Source organism: Pseudomonadota bacterium, assembly GCA_030859565.1.
Taxonomy (GTDB): domain Bacteria; phylum Pseudomonadota; class Gammaproteobacteria; order JACCXJ01; family JACCXJ01; genus USCg-Taylor.
Genome location: JALZJW010000015.1, coordinates 25,708 through 41,998 on the forward strand (window position 1 = coordinate 25,708; position 16,291 = coordinate 41,998).

Sequence of the window (16,291 nt, forward strand, 5' to 3'; positions counted from 1 at the left end):
TGTTTTTTTGCAGCGGCCTCTAGTGCTTTCTTTGAGGCTTGCCGGTACCGAGCCCGCGGAGGAACTGCACCATATCTGAACGGTCAGCCGCGTCCTCTAGAAAGAAAGGATGGGGCGCCGTGGAGCCGCGATTGGGATTCAGGAGATCGTCCAAAGTGGCCACCGAGTTGTCGTGCAGGAAGACCGGCTTGCGTGCAAGATCGAGCAGCAAGGGCAGAGCAGTCCCGCGTTCAAGCCCGCGTATGCTGGCGTTGACCACCGCCATCTTGTCGTCAAAGATATTGACGGGCATGTCAACGATATTTCCCGGCGTGTTCAAGATCGGATTCAGCGGCGGATCGCGCTGCGCGAGCAGCACGACTGGATCGTCGCCGGGGAAGATCGTCTTCATATCAACGATGAAAGTCGGCACGAACTTGCGCTGGTTGACGTTATGGCAATTCGTGCAACCCACGGTGCGAAACAACTCGCGTCCACGCGCAATCGCCTGCCGATCTTCGCGCAAGCCACGCGGCGCCTGAAGACGGAATAGAAAGGCATTCATGTCAATGAGCTTCTTAGTGTTGACACGTACGCCGAGCGGAAAACCTTCGGTGCCCGCCAAAGCAGGATCGGCGGGCGGACGGGCGCGAATGAACGGAAACGGGCCCGCAACGCCGGTGTCGGCGAGTACCTTGGCATAGTCGTCGGCAATTTCAGTCCCAGCCGCATCACCGCCTAACTTCCGTAAGAATGCGCCTCCGCCGGGGGTGAGAAGCGTCGTCGGATCGAGCAGCGCCGTGTAAACCAGGTTGCTGAAATTATCCAACCGGGAGATCGCACCCTCGCTGCCGAACGGAAACGCGAGATCCTGGCGGAACAGCGGCATGTTGTGCATGGGGTCGCCATTGCCGTCCACCGTGTCATCGAACATGCCAACGGGGTAGAAGTCCTTGTTGGTCAGATACGCGTCTACTTCCTCCTCGGTGGAGGTCTCAGTCAACCCTGTCGGCGCCCGGCCGAGGGTCGCGCCTTTGTTGGCGTCAAGCGCGAGTTGAAGCACCGGATAATAGGCGCGCGAATTAGCGCCGAGGGCGACCAGCGTGCCAAAATCGAGCGTGTGCGGCGCGCGGCCATCCTGCCGCCTGCCAATGGAGCCGCCGTTCGGCATATTGAAGACCGATTCATTGGTGATAGTGTGACAAAGCGCACAGCTCGCGCCGACTTTGTCGCCCTGGGTGATGTCGATCGTGGCGTCACCGTTACTGTCCTTCGCAGGCAAGCCAATGATCGCGTTGGCGTTGATAAGTTTGACGGTGGTCGCTGGGTTATTGAGCGTAGGCGAACTCTGACCTGTGGGGTCGGCGATCAATTCCGACTTCAATAGTTCTACGGTGTCAGGATCGAGACGTTTGATATCTATGTGCAGGCCTAATTGCAACGCCTGAAATGGCGTCACCCCGGCGTCAATCATTCCCGCGGGCAAGCGTACGGCATCCGTCCAGAAACCCTCATTACCGAACGTCGCAAAGCGAAAAACGGCTCGGCCACGGTCGATGTCTCCGAGCCGGTGTGCGACCGGTTGTCCTGGATTGGGGAGGCCATTTGATTTCCTTGACTTGCTGGCATCTACGTCTGCGATACAGGCCGCCAGCAATGCGCCGATCCCCACGACCGAAGTTTTAGTGAGAGTACGTTTATGGAAAGTAAACATGGCTTTATCCTTTGTCTTAATCAAAGAGAGGAGAGCACGCACTTTCGTGCTCTTTACGCGAGCCTTTAGAAGACGCCTAGCAACGCCAGAATGATAACGACGGAAAGTGGTATACCCAGAAGCCACAATATAATAGGCCGCCGCTCCGACGCGGCTGGCGCGTCCCACGTTATGACTTTTCCCCACGCTCATCCTTCGTCTTCATGTTGACTCTTTTTTGTCGAGACGTAGGGTCACCGCTTGGCGACCGGGGATTCCCCCGTGTCCAAGCTCCGCAGAAAATCAACCATCTCGCCGCGTTGCGAAGGGTCAGCGATGTAAAAGGGATGCGGCGCGGTGTCGCCTCGCTTGGGGTCAAGCAGCGCATCCAATCCCGTGACCGAAACATCGTGCAGGAATTTTTCTTTCCTATCCAAATCCAGAAGCAGCGGCAGCGCGAAGCCACGCTTGTCTCCACGGTCACTCGCATCCACGATGATCATTTTGTCGTCAAAGCCACCGGATGAATTTTGAATCGGGCTCAACGGGGGCCGCTGGCCGAGAACTTCCGGCTGGTAGTCGGGCATCATCTTCTTCATATCGACGAGCATGGTCGGGACCGGCCTGCTCTGATCGACATTGTGGCAACTCGTGCAGTTGTTGCGGAAATGTTTCCGTCCGCGCGCCGACGCCGATGAATCGACCTTCGCGCCCTTCGGGGCCTTGAGCGCGTCGATGTAAGCATTCATGTCGATGAGCTTTTGATCGTCCACGCGACGCCCCACGATATTTGCCAACTCGCCAGGCTTTCCCGCCATCTTCGCTTTAACAAAGGGATAACCGGTTACGCCACTCTCCTTGAGAATCTTTTCGTAGTTGTTGGCCAACTCCTCGCCCAGCGGACCCGCTTTGATTCTTAAGAATGCCCGGCCCTCTGGCGTCACCAAGGTCGTCGGATCGAGATTCGAGGTGTAAGAGGAATTGCCAATGTTATCCAGGATGGCAAACTCGCCTGCCGTGCCATAGGGGGCGGCCAGGTCCTGCCGAAATAGGGGCGTGTTCACGACTGGATTACCGACGCCATCCTGCGTTTCGTCAAAAGTGCCAACGGGATAGAACTCGGGATTCATGAGATAAGCATCGACCTCAGCTTCAGTTGAATCCGGTGTGATGCCCTTTGGCGCTCGCCCGATTGTTTTGCCGCCGAGAACGAGTTGAAGATTCGGGTAATAAGCTCGCGAGTTCGCCGCCAGCGCGAGCAACTTGCCGACGTTCAACGTCAGCGCCGCCCGTCCATCCAGGCGCTTCCCGATTGAGCCGGCGCCCGGCATGTCGAACACCGACTTGTCTGAGATTGTATGGCAAATGGCGCAGGAGAGGCCCACTTTGTCACCGCTCGCAATATCAATTTTGCCGTCGCCGTTACTGTCTTTCGGGACGATACCGGCAACCGCTTTCAGCTCGATGAGCTTCACCGTCGTCATCGGATCGTTGAGCAGCGGCGCATTCTGCGGAGACATGTCGGTCTTGAGTTCCTTCGCCAACGCCGCACGCAGGGATGGCTCAATTGCTTTCGCATCGACAGTCACGCCGGCCTTCAGCGCATCGATCGGGGTCACCTTCGCGTCCTTCATGCCTTGGGGCATTCGCATCGCGTCAGTCCAGAAACCTTCGTTGCCGAAGGTCTCGAAGCGGAAAACGTCACGGCCGGCATCGGCATTGCCGCGTCGGTGCGGCATGGCCGGCCCGGCCATTCGTGGTCCATCCGAAGCAGAACGTTCAGCCTGATTCATCGTCTGAGGCGAGGCAGACGCGGAGGGCGGCTCCGGGCTCTTTGCTGGCTGTTTCGATGAACAACCGCTCAACCAGATGAAACCGGTGGCCAAATAGAAAATACCCAAACGATGGAAAAAGGTTATAGGCGTGTGGGTTTTCATAATTATTTCTCTTTTTTGTTCATGGCGTTGGTTCGTTCAGGCAGTGTTTATTTATTCACCCGTGCTTGGAAATTCTAAATCTCATTGGCTGGTCTGAAGTAGCTTGCGAATCACCTCGGCGTGCTTTTCGTTTTCAGTGCTTCCTTTGGTTTATTTGTTTGTTTTTGGCTGGTTTGCCAAAATCTTGCGTGTGAGCGTCCGGGTTTGTTTGGTTCCCTGTAACGGGTCGCGTCGATTGGCTTTTCGGCACGGCGGCTCTATCTCTCCTGTTCTTGCTTTTGCCGCACCGGGACGCGTGTCGGATCTGAAGCGGTACCGGCGATTCCTCCCTGAAGCTTTTTCGCTGCTTCAAGGTGCGCCGCAACGTGCTGGCGCGTTGCGGTGAGATGTTTCCTCAGGTCGTCGCTTTGGGCTTTGGGGAGAAGCTGAGTGTCGATCATTTGCAGCGCCTCCGTGTGTCCCTTCGTCATCGCCGTAATGTAAGTGCGGCTGAATTCCTCGCCGTCCAACGGCACCAACGGGGCGAGTTCGCCCGCGGCTTTCACGCGCAGCGCGTCCACGGCCGGAGTTTCCAGCGGCGTCACGTCGATCTTCTGTCCGAGCTTCATCGTGTGGTCGAGATTCTTGCCATGCTCCTGGTGCAGCATCGTCGCGTATTGAGCCAATTGAGAATTCACCTTCTTCTTGCTCGCCACCATCGCGGCCACGATCTCGCTCTCATTGATCGCGCCAATGAAGCCGAGGATTTCCCCGTCGCCTCTGTCGCCCTTCAAATGCGCGTTGGCCACCGGACGCATCGGAGAGCCGGGAATAGCCGGCTTATCGGAAAAGGCCGCCTGTGTCATCGCCATCGGCTTGAATTGAAGCGCCGTGACGTAGCCTGGGTTTTTGCCGAGCATGTCCTCGACGACGATTTGGCTGAACGCTTTGCGCGCCTCGCCTGAGTCCTTCTTCCCGGTCGCGATGTCGTGCGCGAGGTTCAGCGTCAGAATGTTGTGCCCTTCCAGATCGCACCGCCCGGACAACTCGCCTCGCGTCCGATCGAACGTGGCGCTGCCGTCGAAGGCAGAGATGGCGTCGGCTTTATCCGCCGGCACATGGTAATGGATCGTGTGTTCGATAAAATCCATGTGCGGCTTCGGGAAGTCGTGATGATGCTCCTTCTTCGTGACGGTGATGCGCTTGTAAGGGCCTTGGTTGTGCCAGACAAGCTTCTCGGACGTGACTTCCTGCGGAGTGCCGTACTGCGAGAGCATCATTTGCGCGCCCAGCTTTGGACGCTCCGGCCATTGCGCGATCATCTCATCGACCGCGGCGCGATCCGGTGTTCCGGCAGTCGTGGCGCGAGTATGTTCCTCGGCGAGCGCCGGCCAGGCCAGCGCCGTGATCGTAAGCGTCACGATCGTTCCGAGTGCTTTTGCATGCTGTAATGTTTTCATTTGTTTCTCTGTGATTTGGATGCTAGTTGACCGAGATCGTTAAGGTGTGGGCACGACTTACACAGTCGCTCGTCTGATTATTGGAAATTGTTTCATGCCGACGAATCTCCTTGTTACAGCCCTCGCGTGCAGCTCCGTCAAGCAAATTGGTGAAGTCTTTGCGGCCTCGCTGTATTTTTTCCTGCTTCACATCTTTCTTACCTATCACCATGTCGTGGGCGAGGTTAAGCGTAAGGACGTTGTGGCCTTCCAGATCGCAACGCGCGGACATCTTGCCGGCCGTGCGATTAATGGTAATGCTGCCGTCGAAGGCCGCAGCTTGTCCGAAAAGCGTCTTTAAAAGTGAGCATGCTAGGTCTCCTTGCCGAATGGTGAGGCCCCTTTCGGGACTCTACAAAACTAGTCTAACAGCGAGCCCCACGTTTTTAACGTTCGTGCGCTAACGTCGCGAGCTTCTTCCCTGTGCTAAAATCTAGTTTTAACGGGTTCCCCGGAAAGGGATGCCCGTAGGCAGCAAGGCGAGTCCCGCTTACCTTCTGTTTCAAAGGTTCCTGATCAAGTTTCTATACCTAAAGACGAGGTGCAACAGTTCTCGACCCATCTCGCTTGTCAGACGCTGACAGGAATCACCCTTGAGCACCTGCCGCGCGACGGCTCGCTCGGTCGTGTACGCAGCTTTCCTAAAGGCGCGGACATCTGGCGCCCGGATGATCGTGCGGATCGTATTTACTTCCTTGAACGCGGACAGGTCGCGGTGATGACCGGCGATACCCGCGGTCACGAAGTCATGATGAAAGTGATCACAGCTGGAGAGCCATTCGGTGAACTTTGTTTGTGCGCGCAGGAAAACGGAGTGCAGCACACCACTGGGCGAGCTCTTGTTGCGAGTGTAGCGTTACAGATAAAGCAGCGAGACTTCGTCAATTATTTACAGCAGGACCGCGAGGCGCTGACCGCTTTCGTGTTCACCTTCTGCGAGCGGCTCAGTGATGCCGAACGTCGCATCGAAGTCCTCACGCATCGTGATGCGGAAGGACGTTTGGGGAGCCTGCTGCTACAGCTTGCAAGTACGCCCGGTGAAAAGGCCGGAAAAGTTCAATTGCGAGTAGGGCATGAGGATTTAGCGAAAATGGCCGCAATGAGTCGCTCCCATGTCACAGTCATGATGGGCAAGTTTCGACGGCGTAAACTCGTGCACTATGAACGCAATCGTCCGCTCGTCATAGACGTCGTAGCACTCAAAGCCTATTTGACGGAGGCTCCTAAGGAATCACTCTGAAGCCGGTTTCTAAACATGTCCCTGCGACAGAGGAGCTTAATGGATGTTAAAGTCAGAACAGGCGAGGCGCCTCCGACAACAAACAGCGACACAAACACGAACAAAAGGAGAAAACACAATGCCACAATCAAAACCTGAGACCCCGACGCGGGGCGCTAGGTACCTGCCGAAGGAAGGAGCCGGAATTTCATTCCCTGCTGACCGGACGGCCCTGGTGGTGATCGATCCGGTCACGACTTCCTCTCCGAGGGCGGAGCAGGCTGGGAGATGACCAAGACTACCGTGGAGATGAACGATGTGGTCGGCCATCTGAAGCGCGCTATTGAGGGCGCACGACCGCGCGGTATCCCCATCCTGTTCGGCCCGATGGCGTACACGGAGGAGGATTACGCTGGCGAGCAGTTACACCGGAGAAGCGGGATCAACCGCCTGATGTTTGAGAAGAAGATGTTTCTGGCGGGCAGTTGGGGGGCAGACTTCCATCCCGACTTGCAGCCGCGCGAGGACGATACGGTGCTCCTGCCGCATAAGAGTTGTGATGTTTTCCAGACCGACCTCCCTGAACACCTCCGGCGGATGGGGATTACTCATCTGGTAATCGCCGGAATGACCGCCAATCTGTGCTGCGAGTCCACCGGGCGGCACGCGATGGAAGAAGGATTCGACGTGACGTTTCTCTCCGACGCCATCGGCGCGTCAGGTATTCCGGAATACGAGGCTTCGATCCGCGTGAACTATCCGCTGATCGCCAACGCCGTCATAACGTGGACGAGTTTCTAGCCGTCGTTGAGACTTCGACGGCAGCCCGCGTTGACGTGCAGCCGGGCGATGCGGTTCGTGGCTCCGACCACGGGGCGATCGGCACGGTTGACAAGGTCGTCGAAGCGACGGAGGAAACTGAAGGCTACCTGCTTGTGCCGCACGGGCTGATCTTCAAAACCGACAGCTATATCCCGTTGGATGCGGTGGTCAAGCGTAGCGGCACGGACGTCTTCATCAACATCCCGAAGCTGATCGTGGGAAAGATGCCTTAGGGCGAACCTCCTTCACGGACTGATCAGCAGGCGAAGCACGGCCCTCGCGCTATAGAGGTAGACAAGCTTTACGGCTCGCGCTCTCCCTCCAGTGCGGAGCGATCAGCTCGTGAGTAGGAGATAGCGCGGCTGGCGACGATCGGCACGCATTCGACCGACCTCGACTTCCAGTCAGGCGCAAAAACGGGACGGATTTTATTTTTGAGGCCTTCGGGGGGCGTCCTCTGCCCCGGTGCTCCACGCGAATGCTCAGTTTTCGCTCAATCTCGTCTGCAAAACGCTGTGTGCCGGTCAGTTGTCCACGTTGTAGCGCCTCCCGGATCAGAGTTTGTTCGGAGGGTAACACCCCCACCCCGACAAATTCGCGGTACCTATTCCGCCGTGATTGTTCCGGTGCACCCAGCGCTTCATAACACGGATCGAGGTCGGTGCCGGGATCCTGCCATAGACCGATCTTCCCACGGTAGCTCGACCAGCGATACGCCCCCGGACTTGGGACTATCCCGGCCCGCACGGGATTAAGCTCAATGTACCGACTACACGCCAGCAGATAGGTCTCGGTTTCCACCGGACTGGATTTGTACCGTCCTTCCCACAAGGTGCCGGTGCGTCTCTCAATTGTATTGACATAGCGGGTCTGTCGGGCCGCGAGATGTTTGAGTAACAACGCCAGGCCGCTCGGTCTAGCAGGCCCAATAGCAGGTGCACATGATTCGTCATCAAACAGTAGGCATACAGCTTGACGCCGAAGGCATTCTTGAGCTCAACGAGGTTTTCTAGGTAGCACTGAAAGTCTTCCTCGATGGCGAAAACCACCTGCCGGTTGTGACCGCGCTGAATGACGTGATGAGCGACTCCGAGTATACGATCCTTGCCTTTCTTGGCATGGCTTGTTCCTCCTGAACACTGACCGCGGAATCAGTATGCCGGAGTCTTCGCGGAAAATAAATCCGTCCCCTTTTTGCTCTGCTTACAGCGTCTATGGTCCGAGACCAGCTACCGCATGCAGGCCCTACGCGACAACCCGATCTGTGCCCGCCAGGAATTCGATCTCCTATCGGATCTCGCGGACCCGGGCCTGAGTGTTCGAGTCGGCTACGATCCACGCGAGCATGCGCCGGCGGTCGCGACCGGAGCGCGCCCGGCGGTGGCTATTCTAAGAGAGCAAGGCGTGAATGGGCACATCGAGATGGCCGCGGCGTTTGAGCGCGCCGGCTTTCATACCGTCGATCTGCACATGAGCGATATTATTTCCGGCCGCCGAAGCCTCGCTCCGTTCCGCGGTCTCGCCGCCGGCGGCGGCTTCTCCTACGGCGATGTCCTGGGCGCGGGGCGCGGCTGGGCCAGCGCCATCGTGTACAACGAGCGGGCGCGGGCGGAATTCGCGGCCTTTTTCGAACGCCCCGATACCTTTGCGCTCGGCGTCTGTAACGGCTGTCAGATGATGTCGCACCTTCGCGATCTGGTCCCGGGCGGGGCCGATTGGCCACGATTTGCGCGCAATGTTTCCGAGCAGTTCGAGGCGCGCCTGGTGATGGTCGAGGTGCTGCCCTCGCCCTCGATCCTGTTCGACGGCATGGCGGGGTCCCTGATCCCGATCGCCGTCGCCCACGGCGAAGGCCGTGCGGATTTTTCGGCCGGCGGCGGCGCGCGGGAAACCTTGGACAATCAAACCGCGGCGCTGCGCTTTGTCGATCATCATGGCAAGCCCACCGAAGTCTACCCTAATAATCCCAACGGATCGCCGGGGGGATTGACCGGCTTCACCACCACCGACGGACGCTGCACGATCCTCATGCCGCACCCCGAGCGGGTTTTCTTGCGCTGGCAATATTCATGGTTGCCCAAGACGTGGCGGCACGAGGCCGGGCCTTGGTTCCGATTGTTCGAGAATGCGCGGCGGTGGGTCGCATAAGGCGATTTACGGAACCCCACGGTTTTCTCGATGTCAATCCTCGAAGAAGAGCACGGGGAGAACTACAGGTAAGCGTTGGCTTGCGCTCCGATTTCGCGCAGAATGTCAGCCTCTTAAAGCGAAATGCGCCGCCGCCGTGGACAAGTCTATGGTCAAGACCCCCTCCACCGAAGAGATCACCCTCTTCCGCGACGCCGTGGGAGAGGTGAAACCCATCGTCCATGACAGCGTCTTCCCCGAACGACCGCGCCCCGAGCCGATCGCGGAACAGGCGCGTCTCGAGACGCTGCGGGTCATGCAGGCGCTTTTGAGCGACGACTATGACTCGAGCGATCTCGAGACCGGCGAGGAGCTGCTCTTCCTCGCCCGCGGTGTGCGGCGGGAAGTCGTGCGGCGGCTGCGGCGGGGTGATTTTAGCATGCAGGCACAGCTCGATCTCCACGGTATGACGGTGCCCCTCGCCAAGGAAGCCTTGTCCAAGTTCTTGCGGTCCGCGACCATGGCAGGCCACCGTTGCGTGATCATTATCCATGGCAAGGGCCATGGATCGTTCCAGAAGCAGCCGGTGCTCAAAGGTAAACTGAACCTCTGGCTCCAGCGCCGCAAGGATATACTGGCGTTTTCATCAGCCCGCCCCGCGGACGGCGGGACCGGCGCCGTGTATGTCTTACTCCGGCGCTAAGGATGGGAAGCCTCCCCGTTGACGAAGCACACCTGCCGAAGCACCACAAAAAGCTCGGGGCGGGTGGCGATTACGGGCCCAAACTTCCAAAATGGTTGCTTTAATGCAAACGTACCTTAACTAATCTCGTCATTTTATTCGTTCAGCAGGGTTTCTGCGCGGAAATGCGCTACACCGCAACGTCGCCGCGCATGAGCCGACGCAACGACAGGTCGAGGGCGGGCGCCTTTTCCCGGTGCGCCGCGAAGATCTGCTGGACCAGCCGGTGTTCGCTGTTGATGTCGGTGAGGGGGCCATGCCCGATCCGCTCGATTACTGCTCCGGGGCAGCCGGCTCCGGGGCCGACTGGCGTTCTTCGACCAGCTTGCCGTCGCGCACCACCACCACGGCGGTGCCAGTCTGCCTCGCAATCTCTCGGGCACGTCGGGCGGCGCGGAGCAACGCGGCCGGCGCCGCCTGCATGTCGACGTCGGGCAGACGGGAAACGGGTTGCTCGCTCATGGGTTGACTCCTTCCTCCAGTAGCAGCGGCAGGTCGCCACCATTGGTCGAGCCAGTAATCCACGCGCTGGCGGTAACGATCAAGCTCAGCCGCGGCCCTGCCGGAGCGAAGCGGAGGCAGGGACGTCGGCTGGAGCGCCTTGTTAGATCGCCCTGCGGCGAGAATGTATGCGCTGCATAGAAGCACTATATTAGGTTCGCAAGTGCATTCATATTGCCAATTTGTTCAAGCTACGTTCTTGGTATCCGCTTCTCTTCGAGAAATAAAACGAGATAATGTGTCGGGAACAAATCGCTCAGCGAATCCAGCAATAAAAGACCATATTATCAGTTTTGCGTAATCGCGACTTGATCCCGGTCTAGCATGTTTTAAGAAATCCCACATCGAAGTCCCATCCTGATTATTGGTATTCCCAGGATTGCTACCCAGCTTGGGGAATAAATCGCCTTCAAGTAATCCTCCAATAAATAACATGTAAAGCAAAGCTGCAAAGATGGCACCACTAATAGCTGGGAGAAAAAGCCTCGACCAGTTCTGCATCAATTGGGAGATGTTATCAATTGGATCACCTTCTCGTGATACGCTTTGATATCGTTGCTGCATACTCAAAAGTCCTCCCATTGCTCCAACAAATAGAACTGGCAATAATGTTGCTGGGGGTGTCTCTCTTATAATACCAGTAACGTTCAGCAAAACCGCTAACACGATTATTGCAACCCCAGCGAGTATTACGACTGTGACGCGTCTCGATATATGATCACTGACCTCTTGATTAATTGGAGTAATCGCATATCGTAAGTATATCTGGCTCAATAGGTATTCGATATCAGCTCGTAGATCTTTCTCCTCCACTTGACCTCCCAAATCAGGTGGTTTTGATGCTAAATACGCTTCATACTCGCGAAGACCAGTAACATCTCGATACCTAGATCGTAAACTCCAAACCTCTCGGGACAAGCTCTCTGGCGGCAAAAAGCGAGAGAGTATTAAATCGAACGTGTAGAGATCATTCCAGGTGAGTGAACGATCCCGTCTCTTGTTACGTATACTGTCGATAACAGCTCCTAATTCTTGCTCTATTGGTTGAGATGGCTTGCTTCGGAGTTCAGCGTCCAAAAGATCAAAATAGAGAATGCCGTGTTGCGGTAGTGGTTGTTCACAATCGGGATGCCGAGATGTGAAAATTTCTTTAATTGATTTAATCATAGAAGTTCTCGCTATTAATAGAATGGTAGGCGATCTCCGCGGTAGGGACGCCGGTTGCCCGGCGCCCCCCGCACAGACCCGGACGTGCAGTATTCCCGCATTCGGTTCCTCGCTTGCACTCGCTTTCGCGCAGGCGGAAACCGTCACCGGCCCTCCACCTGTTTGGTGTTCCCCGCAGGGAGGTTGACTCATGCTAGTCCGGCCCGACAGGTCCGGGATGAGTTTCCTTTGCGGGCTACGTGCTTCCGTCAGGTACTTCCCCCTAGTGGGGTTTCCCCACCTCCGAGTACTATGCCTGATAAGACTTCCCATCGGCATCCGGCGGGCTTTTCCTTTCACAGTACTCCTCCGCCTGCCTGGTTCATGGTTCCATGCACGTGTTTAGGTTCCAGCGTAACCCCGTGTTTCCCCTTGTGTGCCTCAATAGCTGTCTACCTTGCACCTACACCTCCCCATGCCAGGAACCGATGGGACCTCCGGGGTTCTCTGACGCGTCTCTTCCTGCATGCCACGGCCTGTGGATTCCGGCGGACCTCCACACCCTCGCCTTTCCGGGTGCTTCTGTGTTGCCTTCGGTGTACGTTAAAACCCTCGGCATCTGCAACAAGCTCATCTAGAAGCTGTACCAGCACTTCAGGGTACGCGTCACCCAGGATACTCTGTGTACGCTTCGCCTGTTTCGTTCGTCGCTCCCTCGACTCCTCCACAGACGCAACACTCGATACGGGTGGGTGGCTAGCCCTTACCCGACAGGGACTCTCACCCTGCAAGATGCGCCGAGCTTTTCCCAGCGCGATAACGACCGAGATCAGCGGCGCGAGGTACGAGCGTCCGGTAGAGCGCGTGGTTGGGCGTCATAGTTAAGTGAAATCATTTAACTTCGAACCGAAGCGCCTCTCTATTCCATGCTACAAATGTGATTTGGTTTCGGAGAACAGTATCTCGCACGAGGTTGTATAGACTAAAGGGTGTTACGACCTCTAGAACAGACCGCTTCTGAAAGCCCTCGAAGCCCTGTAGGGTACGCACCGCGTACCTTTTTCGGCGTATAACATGGTCATGACCCAAACCCGCGATGCGTTGTTTACAATGGAATCGTGAACCCATTGCGATCAGGTTTCTGGCGGGCGTAATGGTACGCGGTACGCGTACCCTACGGCTTGCTACGGCTTGCTACGGCTTGCGCGGGGATGGTACTACGATGGGGTTGATATTTTAGCATGGCGGATTATCGGCGGTGTTATGTGCCCGGCGGATCGTTTTTCTTCACCGTGGTGACGGAACGGCGGGCGGCGATCTTGGGCAACGACCGGGCGCGGGACTGCCTGCGCGCGGCATTTCGGGATTGCCTGCAACGCTGGCCGTTTCGGGTGGATGCCCTGGTAATGCTGCGGGATCACCTGCACGCGATTTGGACCATGCCGCCTGACGATCCCGATTATTCCAAACGCTGGGGCGCGATCAAGAAACACTTCACGCAGTCCTGGCTGGCATTGGGCGGGTTGGAACAGCCCGGAACCACATCTCGCTCCCGCTACCGGCGACGTGGTGTCTGGCAACGGCGTTTTTGGGAACATACCCTGCGGGATGAACGGGACTATGCACGGCATTTCGACTACCTGCACTACAACCCGGTAAAACATGGGTTGGGGGATTGTCCACGGGCCTGGCCTTATTCCACCTTCCATCGCTGGGTGGAACGGGGTGTCTACGATCCGACGTGGGGTTGTACGGTGGATGAACCCCTGGATTTCGCCGATCTGGCGAACACGGTCAGGGAATGATGGTGGGCGAAATAATGGTACGCGATGCGTACCCTACTGCTACCGGAAAGGAATGGTCGATATATCCACCGGGACTTTCTCGTACCCGCGGAACTGAAGGAATTCACGGATTCCTGCTGCGATAACGTTCATGTGCGGGTGAGGGCCGACCACCACACGCCCGATCGGAAACTGTTGTGGGTCGGTGATGCAATCCAGCTCAGCTGAGGTTGTGTACGGTACGAGCATCGGTCCGGACACTCGAAAGCTCTTTGGCGCAGGTTTAAGCGGTAGGCGGCTGAACAGACCAGGATCTTCGTGATAGACGAGGCGACATTCCCGCTCATCCTGAAATCCGATGTCCTTGCAGAGAACGACGAGCTCGAAAAACACTCCGCGTAACAAATTGTCATACGATTCTATATGACGCGGATCGGCGGCGGCGTCGAGCTTCCAAGCCTGCTCGAAATACGAAAAGCAATTCCGAAGCATGCACCGCTTCAGGTCGTCGTCGTAGACGACCCTCGAAAGATTGGCTTGGCGCGGGTATCCAATTCCGTCGAAGAATTGCGTCAGTTCGAAGCCGATGGCCACACCCGACGAGCCGCGTGAGTATGCGCGCCACTGACTCAGGCTGTCGCCGTCAAGCGAAAAGCATGCGACGCAGAGGCGAGGCAGTAGCTCGATTGGCGAATCCACAACATTTGCGAAGATCTTTGCGATCACTTGATCCGAGCCGAAATCTCGAAGCGCCTCGTGAGCGATTTGAAGACCGTGTTGTACTTCGGACGAATCATTCAGGTACGCATAATCCGTTAGCCAAAGAGATTGGGATTCGATGATCTTTTGAAGAGCGTCAACAGTTGTGTAGTGATAGATGAGGTCGACTTTCTCCGCGTTAAGGCGCGCCATCTCACCCCGAGCCAGATGGTTAGCCCCGAGCGCAAATGGCATGTCTTTGGTGTGCCAAAAGTAACGCGGCTGTTGTTCGACATCGGTGAAGAATGCACGCTCGTGCGTAATCGCCTTGCCGGTACCTGGGTCCTGGGTCACGCAGTCGTTGGCCGTGCCGTTCGGGCAGCCCGGATACGGACAAGGAAGCAACCCACCAAAATTATGCTTTTCGCAGATGTTCACGCCGAAAGCTTAACGCGGTCTAAACGCCCCGCTTCAGCCGCGGATTTGCCGTAGCGAAGCGAAGGCAAATACGTCGACTGGAAGCGATGGTTATGCCTGATCATCACGCGACTCGTCATCAGGTTTCGTGTCTATGGCAGCAATCTGCTTTGCAGCCTCCAGAATCCGGGCGGCATCCTTTGCAGAGTAGCCCTCCAACCACAGTGCCGTATTGTCTTTTGTAATGACGTTGATCTTTCGACTCTTTCGTGCCGATGCCCATGCAATGCATGCGACGGCAAGAGCGCCCCACGCCCCATGAATGAGTATTTCGACGGTGATTCCCGAAGCAACGGGAAACGGCGGCGGAGGCAGCTCCCTGTATACAACACCGCCCTTCGTCAGTGCTTCCAAGAAGGACCGATGGCTATCCTTGAATGTTGTCGCTTTAAGAACTTGGCCGGCCATGTCAGCGGTGCGTTGGTTTCTCAGGAATAACGTGATGTAGGAGGCCGATCCGTCGCCCCGCTAGGCGGCGGCCAGCCCACTTGCAAAGAGTAGCACACGCCGCATCAAGTACTTAGCACCGGCTTCGTCTCGGTCTTGCCCCGGGATAGGCTGCGGGACCGTAGGGGGTTGCGTGAGCAAGCAAGCGTAGGGCGCGTCCCTGCGCCACCTTACGGCGTACGGAAATATCTCGGTCGGTGAAGGCGCGCACGGCACGCCCTACCCAGCAAGCGTGTCCGCGCCCATTCGCTCGCCGAACATATCACCATCGGATAACGGCATCGTGCTTCTCCAATCGAGCGGCAACAGGCCCCGTTTCACATAGCGATGAAAACTCGAATACGGCCAATCCTTCACCTCTCGCACATAGCCGTGCTTCACCGGGTTCCAATGGAGCTAATCCACAGGCTGATTAAAGTCGTCCTCGTCCCGAATGAGATGTTCCCAGAACCGATGCTGCCAGAGCGTGCTCTGGTGGCGTTGTCTACGACGCTCCGTTGACCACTCCGGTCGGTGGAGCCGCGCTGCGCACCCTTGGGTGACGAGGCGCTTGATGACTCGCCAGCGGTGGGAGAAATCGTGATCATCGGGAGGCAATGTCCAAAGGGCATGGAGATGATCAGGCAAGAGCACCCAAGCATCGATGCGAAATGGATGCGTCTGGCGAACTGTCCCGATTGCCTCTCGCAATGCGGTGCGCACGTCGGCGCCGGTTAAAAACGTTTGGCGACGATAGGTGTTGACCGTGAAGAAGTAGGTGCCGCCCGGCACGTTGGCACGTCGATAGTCCGGCATGCCGATATCATATCGTCAACGAACGGCGCGGACACGCGCCCTACGCGGGCTGACTTTGGCGCGATGCGTCTCCTGCTTCGCCCGTCGACGCGCGCCTATCGCGGGCTCCTCGACTTCGCCTTCGGCTCTCCATGTCTCGTCGGCTGATGCTCTCGCTGAAGAGCAGATCGAACAAAGCAAGCTCGTCGTCGCAGATCCCCTCCTCGGCCGCGCGCCTCTGCTCGGCATCGAGGCTGTTGGCGAGGGAGTAGGGCGCATTAGGCGATAGCCGTAATGCGCCGAATGGTGGCTGCACACATCCGGCGGAACCCGCTTCACGGTTCCGCCCTGTCATAGCTTTGTCAAGCGCCTTTTTTTCTCTTAGTTACCTGGCTATTCCCCATACCGAATCTTTCACACTTGATTTTATCGAAAAGCAAGTATGCTTGAGGGCATGGACAGAGTG

Annotated in this window: 14 protein-coding genes and 3 pseudogenes; 7 read left to right on the forward strand and 10 right to left on the reverse strand. The window is 57.1% G+C overall.

Annotation, left to right across the window (positions count from 1 at the left end; genetic code table 11):
- Positions 1 to 19 precede the first annotated feature (19 nt).
- The 3 genes from M3436_03875 to M3436_03885 all read right to left on the reverse strand — a co-directional run bounded on the left by M3436_03875 (position 20) and on the right by M3436_03885 (position 5,048).
- The gene (locus M3436_03875) at positions 20 to 1,453 is read right to left on the reverse strand and encodes a hypothetical protein (GenBank protein ID MDQ3563299.1); all 1,434 of its coding nucleotides are present in this window, start codon (positions 1,451 to 1,453) and stop codon (positions 20 to 22) included.
- A gap of 473 nt (positions 1,454 to 1,926) precedes the next feature.
- Entirely contained in the window at positions 1,927 to 3,609 is a 1,683-nt protein-coding gene (locus M3436_03880) for a hypothetical protein (GenBank protein MDQ3563300.1), read from the reverse strand.
- 257 nt (positions 3,610 to 3,866) lie between these two features.
- Entirely contained in the window at positions 3,867 to 5,048 is a 1,182-nt protein-coding gene (locus tag M3436_03885; GenBank protein ID MDQ3563301.1) for a DUF4142 domain-containing protein, read from the reverse strand.
- Between the two features lie 94 nt (positions 5,049 to 5,142).
- Between M3436_03885 and M3436_03890 the strand changes: the two genes are divergently transcribed.
- The 4 genes from M3436_03890 to M3436_03905 all read left to right on the forward strand — a co-directional run bounded on the left by M3436_03890 (position 5,143) and on the right by M3436_03905 (position 7,361).
- A complete protein-coding gene (locus M3436_03890) occupies positions 5,143 to 5,388 on the forward strand; it encodes a hypothetical protein (GenBank protein ID MDQ3563302.1) in 246 nt (81 codons plus the stop codon).
- Positions 5,389 to 5,628: 240 nt separating this feature from the next.
- Complete coding sequence (locus M3436_03895) at positions 5,629 to 6,327, forward strand: Crp/Fnr family transcriptional regulator (protein MDQ3563303.1); 699 nt, start codon at positions 5,629 to 5,631, stop codon at positions 6,325 to 6,327.
- A 288-nt stretch (positions 6,328 to 6,615) separates the two neighbouring features.
- A complete protein-coding gene (locus M3436_03900) occupies positions 6,616 to 7,107 on the forward strand; it encodes a cysteine hydrolase (protein MDQ3563304.1) in 492 nt (163 codons plus the stop codon).
- Positions 7,092 to 7,361: a hypothetical protein gene (locus tag M3436_03905; protein MDQ3563305.1), complete on the forward strand. Its 270-nt coding sequence runs from the start codon at positions 7,092 to 7,094 to the stop codon at positions 7,359 to 7,361. Before M3436_03900 ends, M3436_03905 begins: the two co-directional genes overlap by 16 nt.
- Positions 7,362 to 7,575: 214 nt before the next feature.
- Here M3436_03905 and M3436_03910 read toward each other — a convergent pair.
- A pseudogene (locus M3436_03910) lies at positions 7,576 to 8,225 on the reverse strand (transposase).
- Positions 8,226 to 8,331: 106 nt separating this feature from the next.
- On the opposite strand from M3436_03910, the pseudogene M3436_03915 reads away from it, so the two are divergent.
- Both M3436_03915 and M3436_03920 read left to right on the forward strand, forming a co-directional pair.
- Positions 8,332 to 9,276 (forward strand): annotated as a pseudogene (locus M3436_03915) (phosphoribosylformylglycinamidine synthase subunit PurQ).
- A 148-nt stretch (positions 9,277 to 9,424) separates the two neighbouring features.
- Positions 9,425 to 9,958, forward strand: coding sequence for a Smr/MutS family protein (locus M3436_03920; GenBank protein MDQ3563306.1), 534 nt, complete (start codon positions 9,425 to 9,427; stop codon positions 9,956 to 9,958).
- A 312-nt stretch (positions 9,959 to 10,270) separates the two neighbouring features.
- Here the strand turns inward: M3436_03920 and M3436_03925 are convergent, their stop codons facing one another.
- Together M3436_03925 and M3436_03930 are read right to left on the reverse strand one after the other, a co-directional pair.
- A complete protein-coding gene (locus M3436_03925; GenBank protein MDQ3563307.1) occupies positions 10,271 to 10,459 on the reverse strand; it encodes a hypothetical protein in 189 nt (62 codons plus the stop codon).
- A gap of 225 nt (positions 10,460 to 10,684) precedes the next feature.
- The gene (locus M3436_03930) at positions 10,685 to 11,665 is read right to left on the reverse strand and encodes a hypothetical protein (GenBank protein ID MDQ3563308.1); all 981 of its coding nucleotides are present in this window, start codon (positions 11,663 to 11,665) and stop codon (positions 10,685 to 10,687) included.
- A 1,220-nt stretch (positions 11,666 to 12,885) separates the two neighbouring features.
- Here M3436_03930 and M3436_03935 point away from each other — a divergent pair.
- Complete coding sequence (locus tag M3436_03935; GenBank protein MDQ3563309.1) at positions 12,886 to 13,449, forward strand: transposase; 564 nt, start codon at positions 12,886 to 12,888, stop codon at positions 13,447 to 13,449.
- 39 nt (positions 13,450 to 13,488) lie between these two features.
- On the opposite strand, the gene M3436_03940 is transcribed toward M3436_03935, so the two are convergent.
- The 4 genes and pseudogenes from M3436_03940 to M3436_03955 all read right to left on the reverse strand — a co-directional run bounded on the left by M3436_03940 (position 13,489) and on the right by M3436_03955 (position 16,180).
- Positions 13,489 to 14,565, reverse strand: a complete 1,077-nt coding sequence (locus M3436_03940; GenBank protein ID MDQ3563310.1) for a DUF2971 domain-containing protein — start codon at positions 14,563 to 14,565, stop codon at positions 13,489 to 13,491.
- Between the two features lie 90 nt (positions 14,566 to 14,655).
- Positions 14,656 to 15,012 carry a hypothetical protein gene (locus M3436_03945; GenBank protein MDQ3563311.1) on the reverse strand — a complete coding sequence of 119 codons (357 nt, stop codon included), beginning with the start codon at positions 15,010 to 15,012 and terminating at the stop codon, positions 14,656 to 14,658.
- Between the two features lie 258 nt (positions 15,013 to 15,270).
- Positions 15,271 to 15,846 (reverse strand): annotated as a pseudogene (locus M3436_03950) (transposase).
- 40 nt (positions 15,847 to 15,886) lie between these two features.
- Positions 15,887 to 16,180 (reverse strand): DUF3387 domain-containing protein, encoded by a 294-nt coding sequence (locus M3436_03955; GenBank protein MDQ3563312.1) that lies wholly within the window; start codon positions 16,178 to 16,180, stop codon positions 15,887 to 15,889.
- Positions 16,181 to 16,291 lie beyond the last annotated feature (111 nt).

Excerpts from the sequence above, each read along its gene's own strand:
- M3436_03875 (MDQ3563299.1), bottom strand. The coding sequence starts at position 1,453 with ATGATTGACGCCGGGGTGACGCCATTTCAGGCGTTGCAATTAGGCCTG.
- M3436_03880 (MDQ3563300.1), bottom strand. The coding sequence starts at position 3,609 with ATGAAAACCCACACGCCTATAACCTTTTTCCATCGTTTGGGTATTTTC.
- M3436_03885 (MDQ3563301.1), bottom strand. The coding sequence starts at position 5,048 with ATGAAAACATTACAGCATGCAAAAGCACTCGGAACGATCGTGACGCTT.
- M3436_03890 (MDQ3563302.1), top strand. The coding sequence starts at position 5,143 with ATGCCGACGAATCTCCTTGTTACAGCCCTCGCGTGCAGCTCCGTCAAG.
- M3436_03900 (MDQ3563304.1), top strand. The coding sequence starts at position 6,616 with ATGAACGATGTGGTCGGCCATCTGAAGCGCGCTATTGAGGGCGCACGA.
- M3436_03920 (MDQ3563306.1), top strand. The coding sequence starts at position 9,425 with ATGGTCAAGACCCCCTCCACCGAAGAGATCACCCTCTTCCGCGACGCC.
- M3436_03925 (MDQ3563307.1), bottom strand. The coding sequence starts at position 10,459 with ATGAGCGAGCAACCCGTTTCCCGTCTGCCCGACGTCGACATGCAGGCG.
- M3436_03930 (MDQ3563308.1), bottom strand. The coding sequence starts at position 11,665 with ATGATTAAATCAATTAAAGAAATTTTCACATCTCGGCATCCCGATTGT.
- M3436_03935 (MDQ3563309.1), top strand. The coding sequence starts at position 12,886 with ATGGCGGATTATCGGCGGTGTTATGTGCCCGGCGGATCGTTTTTCTTC.
- M3436_03945 (MDQ3563311.1), bottom strand. The coding sequence starts at position 15,012 with ATGGCCGGCCAAGTTCTTAAAGCGACAACATTCAAGGATAGCCATCGG.
- M3436_03955 (MDQ3563312.1), bottom strand. The coding sequence starts at position 16,180 with ATGACAGGGCGGAACCGTGAAGCGGGTTCCGCCGGATGTGTGCAGCCA.